The following is a 20,314-nucleotide window of genomic DNA, read 5'->3' as shown; positions in this document are numbered from 1 at the left end:
CGACCCGACACGGGGAAAAGGAACGGGTCGATGTCGCCAAGATAGGCGTCGCCTGCATCGCGTAAATGGAAACGATAGAAAACGATCGTTTCGCATGTTAGTAACCTAAAGCGCTCCGGAGAGAGCCGAGCGATCGCGGGGAGCAGGACCGATGAGACTACCCGATCTGGAAGCGTGGGCCATCTTCGCCGCCGTCGCGGAACATCGCTCGTTCAGCGGCGCGGCCGACGCGATCGGCCTCAGCAAGGCGACCGTGTCGAAAGCTGTCGCCCGGCTGGAGGCGCATCTGGACCAGTCGCTGTTCCATCGCACCTCGCGCCGGCTCGCACTGACCGAGTCGGGCCGCCCCCTCGCCGATCACGCCCGGCGGATCGTTGCGGAAGCGACCGCCGCCGAGGAAGCCGCACGCAGCGCCGCCGCGGCCCCCGCCGGCCGCATCCGACTCGCCGCGCCGATGAGCTTCGGGCTGACCAACATCGCGCCGATCGTCGCGGAATTCCTCGCCGCGCACCCGGCAATCGAAATCGAATTGCATCTATCCGACTCGCGCGTCGACATCGTCGCGGAGGGGTTCGACGTGGCGCTGCGCATCGGCGACCTCGCGGACAGTTCGCTGCGTGCCCGCCGGCTCTGCGCGATCCAGGCGCACATCATCGCCGCCCCCGCCTATCTGGAGCAATATGGCGAACCGCTGACCCCGACCGATCTCGGTCGCCATCGCGTGCTTGGCTATGCCAATTTGCCCGGTCCGTGGCGCTTCCGCGGACCGGACGGCGCGGACCTCAGCATCCGCACCGCCGGGCCGTTGATGGCGAACAGCGGCGATGCGCTCGTGCCGTCGCTGCTCGCCGGGCTCGGCATTTCGCGGCTGCCGGAGTTCATCATCGGCGCGCATCTCGCGACGGGCGCCCTCGTCCCGATCCTCAAGGACTGGTCGCCCAGCGCCACCGCGCTCCACCTGCTGACGCCCCCCAGCGCCCTCCGCCCCGCCCGCGTCGAGGCGCTGATCGCCTTCCTGACCGAACGCTTGCGCACCGCGCCTGTCCTACACTCCGACGATCTGCGAGAGTCGGCGGGATGATGCACCTGTCACCCGACCCTGCCCCGTGCTCCAGCGAAGGCGGGAGCACGGTGGCGCAACACCATTCGTCATGCCGGGCTCATCCCGGCATCCACCGCGCGGCACACTCAAACGCAAAGAGGCTTGCGGGACCGTGGTTGCCGGGACGATCCCGGCATGACGGTGGTGTACATGGTCAGCATCGCCGCCTTTCCTCCGCCTGCGAACACGCATGTGGGACAGCAACCGCATGACCCCCGAACAGCGCGAAGTGGAGGACACCCCTCCAACGCCTCCACTTCCTCCACTTCGCGCCCCGGCCGGTGCCCGCCTCGCCCCGGATGCGGACGACGCGCGGTTCATTCGTCGCACCCTGATCCTCGTCGTCATCGCCGCCGTCCTGCTCGCGCTGTGGCGTGCCAGCGACCTGCTCATCCTGGCCTTCGGCTCCGTTCTCGGCGCGACCGTCATCCACGCGCTCGCGCGGATGTTCCGCCGTCGTACCGGCGCGTCGGCGAAACTGTCGCTCGGCCTCGGCATGGGCAGCGTTCTCGCTGCGATCGGCTTCCTCGTGTGGTTGTTCGGCGTCGCCTTCCGCCAACAGGTCAACGCGCTCGTCACCGCGCTGCCCGGCCTGATCGACCAGCTCGCCGCCTGGGCCAGCCGGTCGCCGGTGGGGGAGAAGATCGTCGATGCCGTCCGCGCCGCCTTCGCCGGCAGCCGCGTCGCGCAGGATATCGGCGGGCTGGCGCAGGGCACGGGCGAGCTGCTGCTCAACGCCCTGCTGCTCCTGATCGGCTCGCTGTTCCTCGCCGCCGACCCCAAGGTCTACGAACGCGGACTGCTGCTGCTGGTGCCGCCGCGTCACCGTCCCGCGTTCGAGGATGCGCTGTTCGACGTGGGGGAGACGCTCCGCCTGTGGCTGCGCTCGTCGCTGATCCTGATGACGTCGATGGGCGTGCTCGTCGGCACCGGCCTCGCGATCTCCGGCGTCCCCTCCGCCGCCGCGCTGGGGCTGCTCGCGGGATTGTCGGAATTCATCCCTTATGTCGGGCCGACCGCGGCGATGATCCCGGCGCTGGGGCTGGCGGCCACCGTCGGCACCGGTCCGCTGATCGGCACGCTCGCCACCTACGCGATCGTGCGCCTGATCCAGACCAACTTCATCACGCCCTATGTCCAGCAACGCGTCATCGCGATCCCGCCCGCGATCACCGTGTTCGCGATCATCGGTATCGGTGTCATCTTCGGCATCTTCGGTCTGTTCTTCTCGGCCGCGCTGCTGGTGGTGTTCTTCACCCTGATTCGCAGCCTCTATCTGCGCGAGGTGCTGGGCGAAGACATCCCGCGCACTGCCCACACTACACTCATAACGGGTGGCGACTCGCGGGAATCACTCGATTAAGCTCGAATTAACCTTTTGCCTTCAGATGTTCTTTGGTTAATGAAATCCGGGTCGGTCGCTTCGGGAAAAAAGCGGCCACGCCAAGTGGGGAACTGCCTGATGCGCGTGCTGCTGATCGAGGACGAGCCGACGACCGCCAAGGCGATCGAGCTCATGCTGACGACCGAAGGCTTCAACGTCTACACCACCGATCTCGGTGAGGAAGGCTTGGATCTCGGCAAACTCTACGACTACGATATCATCCTGCTCGACCTGAACCTGCCGGACATGCACGGCTACGACGTGCTGAAGAAGCTGCGCGTGGCCCGCGTGACGACGCCGGTGCTGATCCTGTCGGGCGTCAACGAAATGGACTCGAAGGTCCGCAGCTTCGGCTTCGGTGCCGACGATTACGTGACCAAGCCGTTTCACCGCGAAGAGCTGGTGGCGCGCATCCACGCCGTCGTCCGCCGGTCGAAGGGTCATTCGCAGTCGGTGATCCGCACCGGCAAGCTGGCGGTGAACCTCGACGCCAAGACCGTCGAGGTCGACGGTGCCCGCGTGCACCTGACCGGCAAGGAATATGCGATGCTGGAGCTGCTGTCGCTCCGCAAGGGCACCACGCTGACGAAGGAGATGTTCCTGAATCATCTCTATGGCGGCATGGACGAACCCGAACTCAAGATCATCGACGTCTTCATCTGCAAGCTGCGCAAGAAGCTCAGCCTCGCGTGCGACGGCGAGAATTATATCGAGACGGTCTGGGGCCGCGGCTACGTGCTGCGCGAACCCGACGAACTCGGCGAGACCGCCCAGGTGGCGTAACCCTTCCTCACATGGGGAAAAGCGAAGGCCGTGGCACCGGGGGGCGCCACGGCCTTTTGTTGTTGGAGAAGGGCGCGTAGACCCGGTGGGTCAAAAAGGCCCGCTCCTTGAACCGTCCGTGAAATGCACAGCGAGAGCTGGGGTCTGCCGCGGCGGCGCGGGTCGTTTTCCCGAGAAGACCCGGGCGTAAGCGATGATGACGGACCGACATCGCGCGTTGGACTAACCTTAGCCTAACCTTCCGCGGTCGATTTAGCCCTATCCCAAAGCCGGCTCGAACACCGACCACCCGGTCCGCTGCACCAGCCGCTCCAGCGCCAGCGTGCCGAGTTGCGAATTGCCGCGCTCGTTCAGCCCCGGCGACCACACGGCGACGCTCGCCCGCCCCGGCACGATCGCGAGGATACCGCCACCGACCCCGGACTTCCCCGGCAGTCCGACCCGGAACGCGAACTCGCCCGACCCGTCGTAATGCCCGCACGTCATCATCAGTGCGTTGATCCGCCGCGCCCGCTGCGCCGACACGATCCGCCGCCCGGTCGACGGCAGCATCCCCCCCGCCATCAGGTATCGACCCGCCAGCGCCAGTTGCCGACAACTCATCGCCAGCGCGCAGGCATGGAAATAGACGCCCAGCGTTCGCTCGACGTCGTGGTGGATGTTGCCGAACGACCGCATGTAGCTCGCCAGCGCCGCGTTCCGGTATCCGGTCGCCGCTTCCGCATCCGCGACCTCTCGGTCGATGACGATGTCGTCCTCGCCCGCCAGAGTCCGGACGAAGCGCAGCATCTCCCCGATCGCCTCGCGCGGCTCGTTCCGCCCGAGCAGGATGTCGGCAACGACGATCGCACCGGCATTGATGAACGGGTTGCGCGGAATGCCATGCTCGAACTCGAGCTGCACGATCGAGTTGAACGCGCTTCCCGACGGCTCCCGCCCGACGCGCTTCCACAATTGATCGCCGACATGCCCCAGCGCCAGCGTCAGCGCGAAGACCTTGCTGATCGACTGGATCGAGAACGTCTCGTCGGCATCGCCCGCCAGATGGCAGGTGCCGTCCGCCTCGATCACCGCCATCCCGAACTTCGCGGGATCGACCTTTGCAAGTGGCGGGATGTAGGCGGCGGGCGTGCCCCGGTCGGGTGCCGCCGTCATCTCCTCCGCAATGTCGGCGACGATGTGGGAGAGGTCTATTTCCGCTCCCACACCTTTTCGCCTCCGACCCACGTCTCCTCGACCTTGGTCTGGCGCAGTTCCGTCGCCCCGGCCTGGATCGGATCGCGATCGACGATGATGAAGTCGGCCCGCTGGCCCGGTTGCAAGCTGCCGAACTGCTTTTCGGCGAACCCGGCCTTCGACGCACCGATCGTGAACGCCGCCCACGCCTGCTCGCGCGTCACCGCCTCCTGCGGCTGCCATCCGCCGAACGGCTGCCCGTCCGCCCCGGTTCGCGTGAACGCCGCCGCCCAGCCCGCGAACGGATCGGGGCTCTCGACCGGGTAGTCGGATCCGAACGCCAGCGTCGCGCCGTTGCGCAGCATCGTCGCCCACGCATACGCCCCCACCAACCGCGCCGGGCCGAGCCGCGCCTCCGCCATCGTCCGGTCGCCGGTCTGGTGCACCGGCTGCATGGAGGCGACGATGCTGTTCCGGCCAAAGCGTGGGAGGTCGGCCGGATCAACGACCTGCGCATGCTCGATCCGCCAGCGCCGGTCGCCCTTGTACGTCTCCGCCAGCTCCTCGATCGCGCCCAGCGCCTGCGCGTTGGCGGCGTCACCGATCGCATGCACCGCGACCTGATACCCGTCCATCGCCGCCCGGCTCATCAGGTTGCGCAGCGCCGTGTCGGTGTTGAACGCCAGCCCGCGCTCCTTCGGCGCATCCGCATAGGGCGCCTTCAGCCACGCCCCCCGCGACCCCAGCGCGCCGTCGCTGTACAGCTTCACGCCCGCCAGCTTCAGCCGATCGCCGTACAGCCATGGTGTCGGCCCGGTGCCGCCGATCCGGATCGTATCGTCGATCCCCGCGCCGTAGCTGACGATCCGCACCCGCAAGCCGCCGCGATCGCCCATCCGCCGATAGGTCAGCCAGTCGTCGACACTGGTGCCCATGTCCGCGGTCGCCGTCACGCCCAGCGACAGCAACGCCGACTGCGCCTTCAGGAACGCCGAGTCGCGCTCCTTCGGCAGCGGCGCCGGCACGACCTTCTGGATCAAGGCCTGCGCCATATCCACGAACACGCCGGATGGCTGCGCGCCCGTTTTCTCGATCCGTCCACCCGGGGGCGAGACGGTCTTGGCCGTGACCCCGGCCTCCCGCATCGCCGCGCTGCTGACCCAGATTGCGTGGCCGTCGCCGCGCGCCAGCACCACCGGCCGATCCCCTACCGCCGAGTCCAGTTCCGCCGCGGTCGGGAAGCGGCCCAACCCCCAGATTTCTTGATTCCAGCCGCCGCCGACGATCCAGCGCCGGTCGGGATTGTCGGCGGCATAGGCCCTGATCCGGTCCAGCGCCTCCGCCAGCGTCTTGGTTTCCGCCAGGTCCAGCTCGATCTTGCGGAATCCCAGCTCCATCACATGGCCGTGCGCGTCGATGAAGCCGGGCATCAGCACCCGGCCCTTCATGTCGGCACGCCAATCCAGCTTGTCGGGCCGCTTGTCCTTCGCCGACAGCAGTTTGGTCACGACCCCATCGCGGCTCATCAGCAGCCCGGTGAAACGCACGACCTTGCCGTCGGCATCCAGCGTCACCCCCGCGACATTGTCGACCAGCGCGTCGGCCAGCGCCGGCGTCGGCAGCAGCATCGCGGCGAGAAGCAGCCGCCTCACTTCGGCAGCCTCCGCACCAGCGAACTCGTATCGTCGCGGCCACCGCCCATCGCCTGCACGTCGGCGTAGAACTGGTCGACCAACGCCGCGACCGGCAGCACCGCGCCGTTGCTCCGTGCCTCCGCCAGCGCCAGCCCCAGATCCTTACGCATCCAGTCGACCGCGAAGCCGAAGTCGAATGTATCCTGCGCCATTGTCGGCCAGCGATTGACCATCTGCCAGCTTTGCGCCGCACCGCCGGAAATCGCCTCCAGTACCTTGTCCGTGTCGAGCCCGCTCGCCTGAGCGAACCGCAACGATTCCGCGACGCCCTGGATCACTCCCGCGATGGCGATCTGATTGCACATCTTGGTCTGCTGCCCCGCCCCAGCCTCGCCGACGTGAACGATGCGCGCGGCATAGGCCTGCATGAACGGCTCGGCCGCGGCGACCGCTTCGGCGGTGCCGCCGCACATGATCGACAACGCGCCCTTCTCGGCACCCGCCTGCCCGCCCGACACCGGCGCGTCGACGATCAGCAGCCGCGTCTCCGCCGCCAGTCGGCGGGCGATATCGGCGGAGACCGTCGTGTGGTCCACGAACAGCGCGCCGTCGCGCATCGCCGCGAACGCCCCGTCCCGCCCCAGCGTCACCGCGTGCAGATCGTCGTCATTACCGACGCACGTGAATACCGCATCGGCACCCTTGGCGGCGGCGGCGGGCGTGTCGGCGACCTCCAGCCCGGTCGCCTCCGCCTTCTGGCGCGTGCGGTTGAAGACCACCACGTCATGTCCGGCCTTCGCCAGATGCCCTGCCATAGGCGCGCCCATGACGCCCGTGCCGATGAATGCCAGTCTTGCCATGCGTCCGCGCATAAGCGGTGTTCCCCCACCGCGCCAGACGGTCTAACGCCCGCCAATGGCAACGCAGATCAACCCGCCGCAGCCCGTACTGCCCGTGTCCATCGACGACGTCCGTGTCGCGCACGACCGCATCCGTGCATCCATCGTCCGCACGCCGACGCTGATCAGCAGGACGCTGAGCGAGATGACCGGCGCGACGGTGTATCTGAAGTTCGAAAATCTCCAATTCACCGCCGCTTACAAGGAGCGTGGCGCACTCAACACGTTGTTGCAACTGTCGGACGAGGCGCGCGCCAAGGGCGTGATCGCCGCGTCGGCGGGCAATCACGCACAGGGTCTGGCCTATCACGCGAACCGGCTCGGCATCCCCGCGACGATCGTGATGCCGACGACGACTCCGACGGTGAAGGTCGTCCAGACCGAGGGGCATGGCGCGACGGTCGTGCTGGAAGGCGAGACGTTCGACGCCGCCTACGCGCATGCCCGCATCCTGGAGGCGGAGCGCGGCTACACCTTCGTCCACCCGTTCGACGACCCGCGCGTCATCGCCGGTCAGGGCACCGTTGCGATCGAGATGCTGGAGGACGTGCCGGCGATCGACACGTTCGTGACGCCGATCGGCGGCGGCGGGCTCATCTCGGGAATGGCGACCGTCGCCCGCGCGTCGGGTCGCCTGATCGACGTCGTAGGCGTCGAGGCGGAACTCTACCCGTCGATGTACAACCGCATCCGCGGCACCGACATGCCCTGCGCCGGCGACACGCTGGCCGAGGGCATTGCGGTGAAGGAGCCGGGCGCGATCACCTCGGCAATGGTCCGCGAACTCGTCGACGATATCGTCCTCGTCTCGGAGCGCAGCCTGGAGAAATCCGTCAGCCTGTTGTTGCAGATCGAGAAGACCGTGGTCGAGGGCGCCGGTGCGGCCGGGCTCGCGGCGCTGATCGAGCATCCGGAGCGGTTCCGTGGCAAGACGGTCGGCGTCGTACTGTGCGGCGGCAATATCGATACGCGGCTGCTCGCCAACGTGCTGCTCCGCGATCTGGCACGGTCGGGGCGTTTGGCGCGCCTACGGATCAGGCTTCAGGATCAGCCCGGCGCGTTGTTCAACGTCGCCCGGATCTTCGATCAGGAGCGGATCAACATCATCGAGGTGTATCATCAGCGCGTCTTCACGACGCTGCCGGCAAAGGGCCTCGTCACCGATATCGAGTGCGAGGCGCGCGATCGAGCCCATCTCGATCGGTTGGTGCTGGCTCTACAGGCCGCGGGCTACGAAACGACCCAGGTCGAACTCGCCTGAGGACACGAACGAGCGGGCGGCCAGGCCGCCCGCTCCCCGACCGATCAGTTGCTGTCCGAATCGTCGTCGTTGCTGTCGTTGACGATGGCGACGACGCCGATCGCGACAACACCGGCTGCGATGATCGCGGCAACCAGACCGCCACCGGCCAGCTTGTTCGACTTCGCCGAGGTCGACGACGCACGAACCGACTTGGCGACCGAAAGCGACGCTGCCGGGTTGGCCGACGCTGCGACGGCCGGCGCTGCAACGAGCGACATGGCGGCAACTGCGGCGGACATGGACATAAGACGCATAAACTTCTCCCTTTAAACCTTCGACACACGATTTGCCGCAACGCGGCATACCACATTAAGTTGCAACCGGAATCAATTTCGCCCCGGTTGCGACGAAGTGTTGCCGCTACGGCCCACACCGTTAACCGTCAATGATGGTAAAGCCGCTTTTCAGCGGCCTTGGGTCGATCCATATAGGGGTTCCATGTTTCCACAGGGGGTCCGTCGGCGGTGACCGCGCCATTCCGTTTCCCGCGCTTCTTCGTCACCAGCCCGTCGCCCTGCCCCTATCTGCCGGGTCGGCAGGAACGGAAGGTGTTTACGGAGCTGACCGGCCCGCACGCCGCGGAGCTGAACGACGCGCTCGGCCGGATCGGCTTTCGCCGGTCGCAGGGTGTCGCCTATCGTCCGTCCTGCGCCGGCTGCACCGCCTGCGTCTCGGTCCGCGTCGTTACGGGCGAGTTCATGCCCAATGCCAGCCAGCGCAAGCTGTTGCGCCGTCATGCCGATCTGGAGGTCACCGCCTGCCGCGCCTGGGCGACGGACGAGCAGTACCAGTTGCTCCGCCGATACCTGTCCGCGCGACACCCCGCCGGTGGCATGGCGGGCATGGACGAGGACGATTATGCCGACATGATCGAACATTCGCCGGTCAACTCGCTGATCGTCGAATATCGGGAACCGGCGAAGAACGGTCGGCGCGGGCGGCTGGTCGGGGCGTGCCTGACCGACCGGCAGGCGGACGGGCTGTCGATGATCTACAGCTTCTTCGCCGCCGATCAGGACGATCGCCCCGGCCTCGGCAATTTCATCATCATGGACCATATCATGCGCGCCCGCGATGCCGGGCTCGCCTATGTCTATCTCGGCTATTGGGTGAAGGGTTCGGCACGGATGGCGTACAAGGTCCGCTTTCGCCCGATCGAGGTGCTCGGCCCCGCCGGCTGGCGGCTGATGACGGGCGACGAGCCGATGCCGATGGCGCCGCTCCCCAACCCCTTGCAGGCCCTCTCCTGACGTAAGGCCTGGCGACGTTTCCCTACCGCCGCCGGGCCATCGAGTGCAGTTCCGCCTTGGCCAGCAGCGCGTCGAGATCCTCACGGCTGATGTCGAAGCTCTCGTGCATCTCGGCCAGCGCGGCGTCGATATCCGCGGCGTGGAACCCGGCCGCCGCGACCTCGCGCGGGGCCGCCATCGGCTGGTGCGGATAGGTTCGCGCCGTCGCTCGGTGATAGACCATCGCCAGCGACACCAGTGCGATGGAGTTGATCCCGACCGGCGTGAACGCGAAGCTGTAGCCCGCCGCATGGACACCCTGGCTGCCGATGACCGCCGTCAGCGCGGCGGCCCCGCCGGGGGGATGCAGGCAGCGCAACAGCGACATCACTAAAATCGCGCCACCGACCGCGGCGCCGGCGGCGATCGTCGCATTCGGCATGATCTGGAACATCGCCACGCCCACCAGGGTGGAAATGATGTTGCCCCCGACCACCGGCCACGGCTGCGCCAACGGGCTGGTCGGCACGGCGAACACCAACACCGCCGACGCGCCGAGCGGCGCGACGATGATCGGCAGGTCGGCCCCGAGCGGCGGCAGGCCGGCGCACACGACCATCGTCAACGCGATGCAGATCGCTGCACCGACGCAGCCGATCAGGCGGTCGCGAAGCTGGGCACCCGGCAGGATCGGCCGGAAGAAACGAGACATGACGTTCCAGGGACTTGTTGACGATCGTCGGCGACTAGCATCGCAAAGCTGCCGCGCCCAAGCCCCACGGAACCGCCGCTCTCTATTCCGTCGACCCGCCCTTCAGCGGCGCGACCGCGTCGCGACCGAATTGCATGATGAGTTCACCGATCTCCCGCGCCTGCGCCATCGATCGGCTGCTCTGCTCGCGCAGATACTCGCCCTGGATCTTCATGACCTCGGAAATGTCCTTGGCATTCGCCGCCTCGCGCATCGCCGTGAAGGCCTCGCGGGCATTCTGCTCGGCCTGATCGATCATCTTGGTGCCGATCGTGGAGCCACCCTCCACCATCTTCTCGCCCGACGCCTTCATGGCTTCACCCGCACGCCGCGCCGGCTCGGCGATCCGCTCGTGAAACTGGCCCTGTCCGGCGCTGCTCGCGTTGTTATCGTCGGCCATATTCGACTTCCTCTTCACCGGCCCGACCCGACGCCGCGCCTCGCGTGGCTCAACCGGCAGACGCGCCCGAGGTTGCGGCGGCCGCCGCACCCGCGGGCGGAGCAAGGCGGCATTCTGACCACGCCGCACCGGCCAAGAGCGGGGCGAGGTCCAGCCAACCAATTGCCCGGCACTGGCATCTTGGGGCTGAAGCATTAGGGTGCGTTGAATGCGCTTGCTTATGTCCGCACTGCTGACGACAGGTCTGCTCTCCGGCTGCCGGTTCGATGCTGCAATTGACGTCCGGCATCACGGCGCTTCGCCCGAGTTCGTCGTCCGGTACGATGGTACGAAGGCCGCGTGCGTCGAAGGGCTGACGGTCGCAGCGGTCAGGGACGGCGTCCGGCGCAACGTGTGGGCGGTCCGGAAGCGCGATGGCGGGAGCGATGGCGACGCGACCTGCGCCGCGAACTTCCTCTATGGCAGGGCGCCAGCGGGATATGAGACGGTGGTAGCCGCGGAACCGCTGACCCGCTTCCTATCCTATGAAGTGGCCGCCACCGGCGCAGGTTGGAGCGCGTCCACGCCGCTGACCGCGCAGTAACCGCCCCTTTGACATCGTCCAACACGGCGCCTATATCGTCGTCTTCACCACAGCTTCCGGGAAATGGCATGCCGTCGCGCAGTATGCCGATCGAATGGGAAACTGGCGGTTCTTGGACGCCGAAAGCCGACGCAGGATTGCGATCGGCTTTTTTGCGTCCGACTTATGCGCCGGCAATTCTGGCTGACGAGGCACTGTATTCCTATGGCAACCAAGGCAATCGACGGCGGCAGCGCCCGGCGGGTCGAAAGCGGCACCGCCAAGCGGCGGATCCGCAAGGTGTTCGGCAACATCCACGAAGTCGTGCAGATGCCGAACCTGATCGAGGTTCAGCGCGAAAGCTATGAGCAGTTCCTGCGTTCGGACAAGTCGACCGGCCACGTGTCGGGCCTGGAGAAGACGCTGCGCAGCGTGTTCCCGATCCAGGATTTCGCCGGCACCGCCTATCTCGATTTCGATGACTATGTTCTCGAGCCGCCGAAGTTCGACGTCGAGGAATGCCGCCAGCGGGGCATCACCTATGCCGCGCCGATGCGCGTCACGCTGCGCCTGACCGCGTTCGAGGTCGATCCGGATACCGAGGCCAAGTCGGTCATCGATATCAAGGAGCAGGACGTATACATGGGCGACATGCCCCTGATGACGGAGAACGGCACCTTCTTCATCAACGGCACCGAGCGCGTGATCGTGTCGCAGATGCACCGGTCGCCGGGCGTGCTGTTCGACCACGATCGCGGCAAGACGCACGCATCGGGCAAGTATCTCTTCGCCGCCCGCGTGATCCCGTATCGCGGGTCGTGGCTCGATTTCGAGTTCGATGCCAAGGACATCGTCAACGTCCGGATCGACCGTAAGCGCAAGCTGCCGGTGACGGCGCTGCTCTACGCGCTCGGCATGACCAGCGAGGACATCCTCAACGAGTTCTACAACCGCGTCACCTATGTGCGCGGTCAGGGCGGCTGGATCATCCCGTTCGCGGCCGAGAACTGGCGCGGCGTGAAGCCGCTGTTCGACATCGTCGACGCCTCGTCGGGGGAGGTGGTGTTCGCCGCCCAGCAGAAGATCAGCCCCCGCGCCGCCAACAAGGCGGCCAAGGACGGCTTGACCGAACTGCTGATCCCGACCGAGGAAATCTACGGCCGCTACTCCGCCTACGACCTCATCAACGAGACGACGGGCGAGATCTATGTCGAGGCCGGTGACGAGATCGGTGCCGACAATCTGGAAAAGCTGGATCAGGCCGGCATCGAGCGCATCGAGCTGCTCGACATCGACCATGTCTCGACCGGTCCGTGGATCCGCAACACGCTGAAGGCCGACAAGGCCGAGGAGCGCGAGCAGGCCCTGTCGGACATCTACCGCGTCATGCGCCCCGGCGAGCCGCCGACGCTGGAAACGGCGGAGTCGCTGTTCGCCGGCCTGTTCTTCGATCCCGACCGCTACGATCTGTCGGCGGTCGGCCGCGTCAAGCTGAACATGCGCCTCGACCTCGATGCCGAGGACACCGTCACGACGCTGCGGACCGAGGACATCCTCGCCGTGGTGAAGACGCTCGTCGGCCTGAAGGACGGCAAGGGCGAGATCGACGACATCGACAATCTCGGCAACCGCCGTGTTCGTTCGGTGGGCGAGCTGCTGGAGAACCAGTATCGCGTCGGCCTGCTGCGGATGGAGCGCGCCGTGAAGGAGCGCATGTCGTCGGTGGACGTGTCGACGGTGATGCCGAACGACCTCATCAACGCCAAGCCGGCGGTTGCCGCGGTGCGTGAATTCTTCGGCTCGTCGCAGCTGTCGCAGTTCATGGACCAGACCAACCCGCTGTCCGAAGTGACTCACAAGCGTCGCGTGTCGGCGCTCGGGCCGGGCGGTCTGACGCGCGAGCGTGCGGGCTTCGAGGTTCGCGACGTTCACCCGACCCACTACGGCCGCATCTGCCCGATCGAGACGCCGGAAGGCCCGAACATCGGCCTCATCAACTCGCTGGCCTCGTTCAGCCGGGTGAACAAGTACGGCTTCATCGAGACGCCGTACCGCAAGGTCGTGGATCACAAGGTCACCGACGACGTCGTCTATCTGTCGGCGATGGAGGAGGCCAAGCACACGATCGCACAGGCGTCCGCCGAGCTGGACGAGAATGGCGGCTTCTCCGAGGAGCTGGTGTCGTCGCGTCAGGCGGGCGAGTTCCTGATGGCGCTGCCCGACAACGTCACGCTGATGGACGTCAGCCCCAAGCAGCTGGTGTCGGTCGCCGCGTCGCTGATCCCGTTCCTGGAAAACGACGATGCCAACCGCGCCCTGATGGGTTCGAACATGCAGCGTCAGGCCGTTCCGCTCGTCCAGGCCGAGGCGCCGTTCGTCGGCACCGGCATGGAAGAGACGGTGGCGCGCGACTCCGGTGCGGCGATCTCGGCGAAGCGCGCCGGCATCGTCGATCAGGTCGATGCCTCGCGTATCGTGATCCGCGCCACGGGTGACGTCGACGCCGGCAAATCGGGCGTCGACATCTATACCCTGATGAAGTTCCAGCGTTCGAACCAGTCGACCTGCATCAACCAGCGCCCGCTGGTGAAGGTGGGCGACGTGGTCAACGCCGGCGACGTGCTGGCCGACGGTCCTTCGACCGAGTTCGGCGAGCTGGCGCTGGGCCGGAACGCGCTCGTCGCGTTCATGCCCTGGAACGGCTACAACTACGAGGATTCGATCCTCATCAGTGAGCGGATCGTGAAGGACGACGTATTCACGTCGATCCATATCGACGAGTTCGAGGTGATGGCTCGCGATACGAAGCTGGGGCCCGAGGACATCACGCGCGATATCCCCAACGTCGGCGAGGAAGCCCTGCGCAACCTCGACGAGGCGGGCATCGTCTACATCGGCGCCGAGGTGGAGCCGGGCGACATCCTGGTCGGCAAGATCACGCCGAAGGGCGAAAGCCCGATGACGCCGGAGGAGAAGCTGCTCCGCGCCATCTTCGGCGAGAAGGCGTCGGACGTACGCGACACGTCGTTGCGCCTGCCGCCGGGCGTTGCCGGTACGATCGTCGACGTCCGCGTCTTCAATCGCCACGGCATCGACAAGGACGAGCGCGCGATGGCGATCGAGCGCGAGGAGATCGAGCGCCTGAAGAAGGACTCGGACGACGAGCGCACCATCCTGAACCGGGCAACGTGGTCGCGCCTGCGCGAGATGCTGCTCGATCAGGTCGCCACCGCCGTTCCGAAGGGCCTGAAGAAGGGCTCGACGATCGACATGGAGATGCTGGACAGCGTCGAGCGCCACGAGTGGTGGAAGTTCGCCGTCGCCGACGACAAGGTCCAGTCGGACCTCGAGGCCGTCAAGCAGCAGTATGACGATGCCGCCAAGCTGATCACCGACAAGTTCCACGACCGTCGCGAGAAGCTGGAGCGGGGCGACGAGCTGCCGCCGGGCGTGCTCAAGATGGTCAAGGTCTTCGTCGCGGTGAAGCGCAAGCTCCAGCCGGGCGACAAGATGGCCGGCCGTCACGGCAACAAGGGCGTCATCAGCCGCATCCTGCCGCAGGAGGATATGCCCTTCCTTGCGGACGGGACACCGGTCGATCTGGTGCTCAACCCGCTGGGCGTGCCGTCGCGCATGAACGTCGGGCAGATCTTCGAGACGCATCTGGGCTGGGCCGCACGCGGTCTCGGCATGCAGATCGCGGCCCAGCTGGAGGAATGGCGCGAAGCCAATCCCGATGCCAAGGGCGGCGTGATGCCGGACGCGGTCAAGAGCCGTCTGCTCGAAGTCTATGGCGACCATTATGCCGCCGACATCGAGGCGCGCGACGCGAGCGAGATCATCGAGCTGGCGCAGAACCTCAGGGGCGGCGTCCCGATGGGCACGCCCGTATTCGACGGCGCGCACGAGTCGGACGTGGCGGACATGCTGGCGCTGGCGGGTCTCGACCCCTCCGGTCAGTCGGACCTGTTCGACGGTCGCACGGGTGACAAGTTCGACCGCAAGGTGACGGTGGGCATCATCTACATGCTCAAACTGCACCACCTTGTGGACGACAAGATCCACGCCCGGTCGATCGGGCCGTACTCGCTCGTCACGCAGCAGCCGCTGGGTGGCAAGGCGCAGTTCGGCGGACAGCGCTTCGGCGAGATGGAGGTCTGGGCGCTCCAGGCCTATGGCGCGGCATACACGTTGCAGGAAATGCTGACGGTGAAGTCGGACGACGTGGTCGGCCGCACCAAGGTCTACGAGGCGATCGTCAAGGGCGACGACACGTTCGAGGCGGGCATTCCGGAGAGCTTCAACGTGCTCGTCAAGGAAATGCGCTCGCTGGGCCTGAACGTCGACCTGAAGAGCAACGAGCTCGACGAGGACGGCATCGCCATCGCGGCGGAATAAGCGGGTTCCGGGGTGCTGCCGGCTGGCGGCGCCCCCACCCTGCTCTGCCGGCCCGGCACTGATTTTACCCTCCTGAGGGAAAACGACATGAACGAACTGACCAACTTCGCCAATCCGGTCGCCAAGCCGGAAACTTTCGACCAGATCCAGATCGGCATCGCGTCCCCGGACAAGATCCGTTCGTGGTCGTTCGGCGAGATCAAGAAGCCCGAGACCATCAACTACCGCACGTTCAAGCCTGAGCGTGACGGCCTGTTCTGCGCGCGCATCTTCGGTCCGATCAAGGATTACGAGTGCCTGTGCGGCAAGTACAAGCGCATGAAGTACAAGGGCATCGTCTGCGAGAAGTGCGGTGTCGAAGTCACGGTGTCGAAGGTTCGCCGCGAGCGGATGGGCCATATCGAGCTCGCCGCTCCGGTCGCGCACATCTGGTTCCTGAAGTCGCTGCCGTCGCGCATTGGCCTGCTGCTCGATATGCAGCTGAAGCAGCTCGAGCGTGTGCTGTACTTCGAGGCGTATATCGTCATCGAACCGGGCCTGACCCCGCTGGAGAAGTTCCAGCTCCTCACCGAGGACGAGCTGCTCGACGCGCAGGACCAGTATGGCGAGGACGCGTTCTCGGCCGGCATCGGCGCGGAAGCCGTGCGGATCATGCTCGAATCGCTCGATCTCGAGGGTGAGAAGCGCGACCTGCTCGAGGAGCTGGCGACGACCAAGTCGGAGCTGAAGCCCAAGAAGATCATCAAGCGCCTGAAGGTCGTCGAGTCGTTCCTGGAGTCGGGCAACCGTCCGGAGTGGATGATCCTCGAGGTCGTGCCGGTCATCCCGCCCGAGCTGCGCCCGCTGGTGCCGCTGGACGGCGGCCGCTTCGCGACGTCGGATCTGAACGACCTGTACCGCCGCGTCATCAACCGCAACAACCGCCTGAAGCGGCTGATGGAACTGCGCGCGCCGGACATCATCGTCCGCAACGAAAAGCGCATGTTGCAGGAGGCCGTCGACGCCCTGTTCGATAACGGCCGTCGCGGTCGCACGATCACGGGTGCCAACAAGCGTCCGCTGAAGTCACTGTCCGACATGCTCAAGGGCAAGCAGGGCCGCTTCCGCCAGAATCTTCTGGGCAAGCGCGTCGATTATTCGGGTCGTTCGGTCATCGTGACCGGGCCTGAGTTGAAGCTGCACCAGTGCGGCCTGCCGAAGAAGATGGCGCTCGAGCTGTTCAAGCCGTTCATCTACGCGCGCCTCGACGCCAAGGGCCTCAGCATGACGCTGAAGCAGGCGAAGAAGTGGGTCGAGAAGGAGCGCAAGGAAGTCTGGGACATCCTGGACGAGGTGATCCGCGAGCATCCCGTGATGCTGAACCGCGCACCGACGCTCCACCGTCTCGGCATCCAGGCGTTCGAGCCGGTGCTGATCGAGGGCAAGGCGATCCAGCTTCACCCGCTGGTATGCTCCGCGTTCAACGCCGACTTCGACGGCGACCAGATGGCCGTGCACGTCCCACTGTCGCTCGAGGCGCAGCTGGAAGCACGCGTCCTGATGATGTCGACGAACAACATCCTGTCGCCCGCGAACGGCAAGCCGATCATCGTGCCGTCGCAGGACATGGTGCTCGGCCTGTATTACCTGTCGATGATGAAGGAGGGTGAGCCCGGCGAGGGCATGCTGATCTCCGACATGGCGGAGGTGCATCAGGCGCTGAACGCCGGCTCGGTGACGCTGCACACCAAGATCATCAGCCGCGTCCCGCAGACGGACGAGGCCGGCAAGCAGTACATGAAGCGCTTCGAGACGACGCCGGGCCGCATGCTGCTCGGCGAGACGCTCCCGAAGTCGTCGAAGGTGCCGTTCGAGACCGTCAACCGCCTCCTTACCAAAAAGGACGTGGGCGACGTGATCGACGAGGTCTACCGTCACACCGGCCAGAAGGAGACCGTGCTGTTCGCCGACGCGATCATGGCGCTCGGCTTCCGGCACGCGTTCAAGGCGGGCATCTCGTTCGGCAAGGATGACATGATCATCGCGCCGGACAAGGAGAAGCTGGTCGACGAGACGCGCGATCAGGTGAAGGACTTCGAGCAGCAGTATCAGGACGGCCTGATCACGCAGCAGGAGAAGTACAACAAGGTGATCGATGCCTGGAGCCGTTGCGGCGACCAGGTCGCGAACTCGATGATGAACGAGATCAAGGCTGTCCGTCACTACACCGACGGTCCCAACAAGGGCCGCGAGAAGGACATCAACTCGATCTACATGATGGCGCACTCCGGTGCCCGTGGTTCGCAGGCGCAGATCAAGCAGCTCGCCGGCATGCGCGGCCTGATGGCGAAGCCGTCGGGCGAGATCATCGAGACGCCGATCATCTCGAACTTCAAGGAAGGCCTGACCGTCCTCGAATACTTCAACTCCACCCACGGCGCCCGCAAGGGTCTCGCGGACACGGCGTTGAAGACCGCCAACTCGGGCTACCTGACCCGCCGCCTCGTCGACGTGTCGCAGGATTGCGTCATCATCGAGGAGGATTGCGGGACCGAGCGCGCGCTGGAGATGAAGGCGATCGTTCAGGGCGGCTCGACCATCGCGTCGCTGGGTGAGCGCATCCTGGGCCGCACCACGGCCGAGGACGTGGTCGATCCGAAGACCGGCAAGGTCGCGATCCCGACGGGCACCTTGCTCGACGAGGCGATGATCCTGCAGATCGAGAAGATCGGCATCCAGGGGATGAAGATCCGCTCGCCGCTGGTCTGCGAGAGCAAGATCGGCGTCTGCGGCAAGTGCTACGGGCGCGATCTCGCCCGCGGTACGCCGGTCAACATCGGCGAGGCTGTCGGCGTTATCGCCGCGCAGTCGATCGGTGAGCCGGGCACGCAGCTGACGATGCGTACGTTCCACATCGGTGGCGCGGCGCAGCTCAACGAGCAGTCGAACCTGGAATCGCCGGTCGACGGCAAGGCCGAGTTCCGCGACCTGCGCCTGATCGTCGACCAGCGTGGCCGCCGCGTGACGCTGTCCCGCTCCGGCGAGATCGCGATCCTCGACATGGATGGTCGCGAGCTGTCGACGCATCGCATCCCTTACGGTGCGTATGTGCTGATGGACGACGGTCACATCCTGTCGAAGGGTGATCGTATGGCGGAGTGGGACCCGTTCACCATGCCGGTCATCACCGAGAACCCCGGCACGGTGAAGTTCGTCGACCTGATCGAGGGCAAGACGCTCGTCGAGCAGACCGACGAAGCCACGGGTATCGCCCAGCGCGTCGTGACCGAATACCGCACCTCGACCAAGTCAAAGGAGGATCTGCGTCCGCGCCTGACCCTGCTCGACGAAAGCTCGGGTGAGGCCGGTCGCTACATGCTGGCGGTTGGTGCGACGCTCTCGGTCGAGGACGGCGCACAGGTGCAGGGCGGCGACGTGATCGCGCGTGTTTCGCGCGAAAGCGCCAAGACCCGCGACATCACCGGCGGTCTGCCGCGCGTGGCCGAGCTGTTCGAGGCGCGCGTTCCCAAGGAGTCGGCGATCATCGCCAAGGTCTCTGGCCGGGTCGTGTTCGGCAAGGACTACAAGGCGAAGCGGAAGATCGGCATCCAGCCCGAGGATGGCGGCGACGTCGTCGAGTATCTGGTGCCGAAGTCGAAGGTGATCGACGTTCAGGAAGGCGACTACGTCAAGCGTGGCGACAACCTGATCGGCGGCAGCCCCGATCCGCACGACATTCTGGAGACGATGGGGATCGAGCCGCTGGCCGAGTATCTCGTGTCGGAAATCCAGGAGGTCTATCGTCTGCAGGGCGTGAAGATCAACGACAAGCACATCGAGACGATCGTTCGTCAGATGCTGCAGAAGGTCGAGATCACTGACGGCGGCGACACTACGCTGCTGAAGGGCGAGCAGGTCGATCGCGAGGAAATGGACGCGATCAACGACAAGCTCGACAAGAACCAGGCGCGTGCGCAGGGCAAGCCCATCCTGCTCGGCATCACCAAGGCGTCGCTGCAAACCCGCAGCTTCATCTCGGCGGCGTCGTTCCAGGAAACCACCCGCGTCCTCACCGAGGCTGCGGTCCAGGGCAAGCAGGACACGCTGATGGGCCTGAAGGAGAACGTGATCGTCGGGCGTCTGATCCCGGCGGGTACGGGTGCGGGCATGAACCGCCTCCGCGTGGCGGCCACCAGCCGCGACGTGGCGCTCCGGGCGCAGCAGCGGGCGCTGTCGGCGGCCCTCGTCGCTCCGGAATCCGCAGCCGAGCTGCGGGCGGCGGAGGAGCAGCGTTCGCGCCGTGACGACGCCGGCACCGGTGACGATCCGCTGGCGGCGGTGGTGCCCTCGGGCACCGGCACGGATGCCGATGCGGGCGAATATCTGAACGACTGATCTGTCTTCGGGACGATCGAAAGACCCCCGTCGGACCGCATGGTTCGGCGGGGGTTTTTCGTCGTACTGGCTCGCGTGCGCAATCGTGACGGGTGATCCAGCCTCCTCCTCGCCCCTCAGCCCGCGCTTGACCTGCGCCTTTCGGAGTGCACCGCTGGCCGTGGACGAGAACGACACGCGCGCACGACACCGGCCCTCCGTCCCACTGCGGTTGAGCCTAGACCAGAAACTGATCGACGCGCTGGTGGGCTGCGGGTCAGTGGTGGCACGGCTCCCCGCCAAGCCTCGCCTGAAAAGGGCCAGCATCGCCGTGATCCTG

General features: G+C 66.1%; 14 protein-coding genes. 8 read left to right on the top strand and 6 right to left on the bottom strand.

The genetic code is table 11. From position 1 onward, the window contains the following. The first annotated feature begins 151 nt into the window (after positions 1–151). The 3 genes from AC0CH8_RS08700 to ctrA all read left to right on the top strand — a co-directional run bounded on the left by AC0CH8_RS08700 (position 152) and on the right by ctrA (position 3,269). Complete coding sequence (locus AC0CH8_RS08700) at positions 152–1,081, top strand: LysR family transcriptional regulator (RefSeq protein ID WP_465239526.1); 930 nt, start codon at positions 152–154, stop codon at positions 1,079–1,081. Positions 1,082–1,310: 229 nt separating this feature from the next. Beyond that, positions 1,311–2,465 (top strand): AI-2E family transporter, encoded by a 1,155-nt coding sequence (locus AC0CH8_RS08695; protein ID WP_465239525.1) that lies wholly within the window; start codon positions 1,311–1,313, stop codon positions 2,463–2,465. Between the two features lie 99 nt (positions 2,466–2,564). Beyond that, on the top strand, positions 2,565–3,269 hold the full coding sequence (gene ctrA, locus AC0CH8_RS08690; RefSeq protein WP_055848830.1) for a response regulator transcription factor CtrA: 705 nt from the start codon (positions 2,565–2,567) through the stop codon (positions 3,267–3,269). A gap of 258 nt (positions 3,270–3,527) precedes the next feature. On the opposite strand, the gene AC0CH8_RS08685 is transcribed toward ctrA, so the two are convergent. The 3 genes from AC0CH8_RS08685 to AC0CH8_RS08675 are packed head-to-tail and all read right to left on the bottom strand — an operon-like array spanning position 3,528 to position 6,939. Then, positions 3,528–4,463 (bottom strand): glutaminase, encoded by a 936-nt coding sequence (locus AC0CH8_RS08685; protein ID WP_465239597.1) that lies wholly within the window; start codon positions 4,461–4,463, stop codon positions 3,528–3,530. Continuing rightward, positions 4,460–6,073, bottom strand: a complete 1,614-nt coding sequence (locus AC0CH8_RS08680; RefSeq protein ID WP_465239596.1) for an amidohydrolase — start codon at positions 6,071–6,073, stop codon at positions 4,460–4,462. The genes AC0CH8_RS08685 and AC0CH8_RS08680 overlap by 4 nt, the downstream gene beginning before the upstream one ends. 20 nt (positions 6,074–6,093) lie before the next feature. After that, on the bottom strand, positions 6,094–6,939 hold the full coding sequence (locus AC0CH8_RS08675; protein WP_465239524.1) for an NAD(P)-dependent oxidoreductase: 846 nt from the start codon (positions 6,937–6,939) through the stop codon (positions 6,094–6,096). Between the two features lie 55 nt (positions 6,940–6,994). Here AC0CH8_RS08675 and AC0CH8_RS08670 point away from each other — a divergent pair, with 55 nt between their 5' ends. After that, a complete protein-coding gene (locus AC0CH8_RS08670) occupies positions 6,995–8,239 on the top strand; it encodes a threonine ammonia-lyase (RefSeq protein ID WP_465239523.1) in 1,245 nt (414 codons plus the stop codon). A gap of 44 nt (positions 8,240–8,283) precedes the next feature. Here AC0CH8_RS08670 and AC0CH8_RS08665 read toward each other — a convergent pair whose 3' ends face one another. Next, entirely contained in the window at positions 8,284–8,535 is a 252-nt protein-coding gene (locus AC0CH8_RS08665; RefSeq protein ID WP_204197533.1) for a hypothetical protein, read from the bottom strand. A gap of 210 nt (positions 8,536–8,745) precedes the next feature. Between AC0CH8_RS08665 and AC0CH8_RS08660 the strand changes: the two genes are divergently transcribed. Then, on the top strand, positions 8,746–9,531 hold the full coding sequence (locus tag AC0CH8_RS08660; protein ID WP_465239522.1) for an arginyltransferase: 786 nt from the start codon (positions 8,746–8,748) through the stop codon (positions 9,529–9,531). A 22-nt stretch (positions 9,532–9,553) separates the two neighbouring features. Here AC0CH8_RS08660 and AC0CH8_RS08655 read toward each other — a convergent pair whose 3' ends face one another. Together AC0CH8_RS08655 and AC0CH8_RS08650 are read right to left on the bottom strand one after the other, a co-directional pair. Then, on the bottom strand, positions 9,554–10,222 hold the full coding sequence (locus AC0CH8_RS08655; RefSeq protein WP_465239521.1) for an HPP family protein: 669 nt from the start codon (positions 10,220–10,222) through the stop codon (positions 9,554–9,556). Positions 10,223–10,304: 82 nt separating this feature from the next. Further along, the gene (locus tag AC0CH8_RS08650) at positions 10,305–10,661 is read right to left on the bottom strand and encodes a phasin family protein (RefSeq protein ID WP_204197530.1); all 357 of its coding nucleotides are present in this window, start codon (positions 10,659–10,661) and stop codon (positions 10,305–10,307) included. A 208-nt stretch (positions 10,662–10,869) separates the two neighbouring features. Here AC0CH8_RS08650 and AC0CH8_RS08645 point away from each other — a divergent pair, with 208 nt between their 5' ends. The 3 genes from AC0CH8_RS08645 to rpoC all read left to right on the top strand — a co-directional run bounded on the left by AC0CH8_RS08645 (position 10,870) and on the right by rpoC (position 19,995). After that, positions 10,870–11,244 carry a hypothetical protein gene (locus tag AC0CH8_RS08645; RefSeq protein ID WP_465239520.1) on the top strand — a complete coding sequence of 125 codons (375 nt, stop codon included), beginning with the start codon at positions 10,870–10,872 and terminating at the stop codon, positions 11,242–11,244. A gap of 204 nt (positions 11,245–11,448) precedes the next feature. Continuing rightward, entirely contained in the window at positions 11,449–15,621 is a 4,173-nt protein-coding gene (gene rpoB, locus AC0CH8_RS08640) for a DNA-directed RNA polymerase subunit beta (RefSeq protein WP_465239519.1), read from the top strand. Positions 15,622–15,708: 87 nt separating this feature from the next. Continuing rightward, entirely contained in the window at positions 15,709–19,995 is a 4,287-nt protein-coding gene (gene rpoC / locus AC0CH8_RS08635) for a DNA-directed RNA polymerase subunit beta' (protein ID WP_204197527.1), read from the top strand. The last annotated feature ends 319 nt before the right edge of the window (positions 19,996–20,314 follow it).

This window comes from Sphingomonas sp. AC435 (genome assembly GCF_979253005.1).
Note: the sequence above shows the minus strand (reverse complement) of the source record. Positions and strands in the feature narration are given on the sequence as shown.

Bases quoted from the DNA above. Each gene is read 5' to 3' on its own strand.
- AC0CH8_RS08695 (WP_465239525.1), top strand. From the start codon at position 1,311: ATGACCCCCGAACAGCGCGAAGTGGAGGACACCCCTCCAACGCCTCCA.
- AC0CH8_RS08655 (WP_465239521.1), bottom strand. From the start codon at position 10,222: ATGTCTCGTTTCTTCCGGCCGATCCTGCCGGGTGCCCAGCTTCGCGAC.
- ctrA (WP_055848830.1), top strand. From the start codon at position 2,565: ATGCGCGTGCTGCTGATCGAGGACGAGCCGACGACCGCCAAGGCGATC.
- AC0CH8_RS08650 (WP_204197530.1), bottom strand. From the start codon at position 10,661: ATGGCCGACGATAACAACGCGAGCAGCGCCGGACAGGGCCAGTTTCAC.
- AC0CH8_RS08645 (WP_465239520.1), top strand. From the start codon at position 10,870: ATGCGCTTGCTTATGTCCGCACTGCTGACGACAGGTCTGCTCTCCGGC.
- AC0CH8_RS08700 (WP_465239526.1), top strand. From the start codon at position 152: ATGAGACTACCCGATCTGGAAGCGTGGGCCATCTTCGCCGCCGTCGCG.
- AC0CH8_RS08675 (WP_465239524.1), bottom strand. From the start codon at position 6,939: ATGGCAAGACTGGCATTCATCGGCACGGGCGTCATGGGCGCGCCTATG.
- AC0CH8_RS08670 (WP_465239523.1), top strand. From the start codon at position 6,995: ATGGCAACGCAGATCAACCCGCCGCAGCCCGTACTGCCCGTGTCCATC.
- AC0CH8_RS08665 (WP_204197533.1), bottom strand. From the start codon at position 8,535: ATGCGTCTTATGTCCATGTCCGCCGCAGTTGCCGCCATGTCGCTCGTT.
- rpoB (WP_465239519.1), top strand. From the start codon at position 11,449: ATGGCAACCAAGGCAATCGACGGCGGCAGCGCCCGGCGGGTCGAAAGC.
- rpoC (WP_204197527.1), top strand. From the start codon at position 15,709: ATGAACGAACTGACCAACTTCGCCAATCCGGTCGCCAAGCCGGAAACT.
- AC0CH8_RS08680 (WP_465239596.1), bottom strand. From the start codon at position 6,073: ATGCTGCTGCCGACGCCGGCGCTGGCCGACGCGCTGGTCGACAATGTC.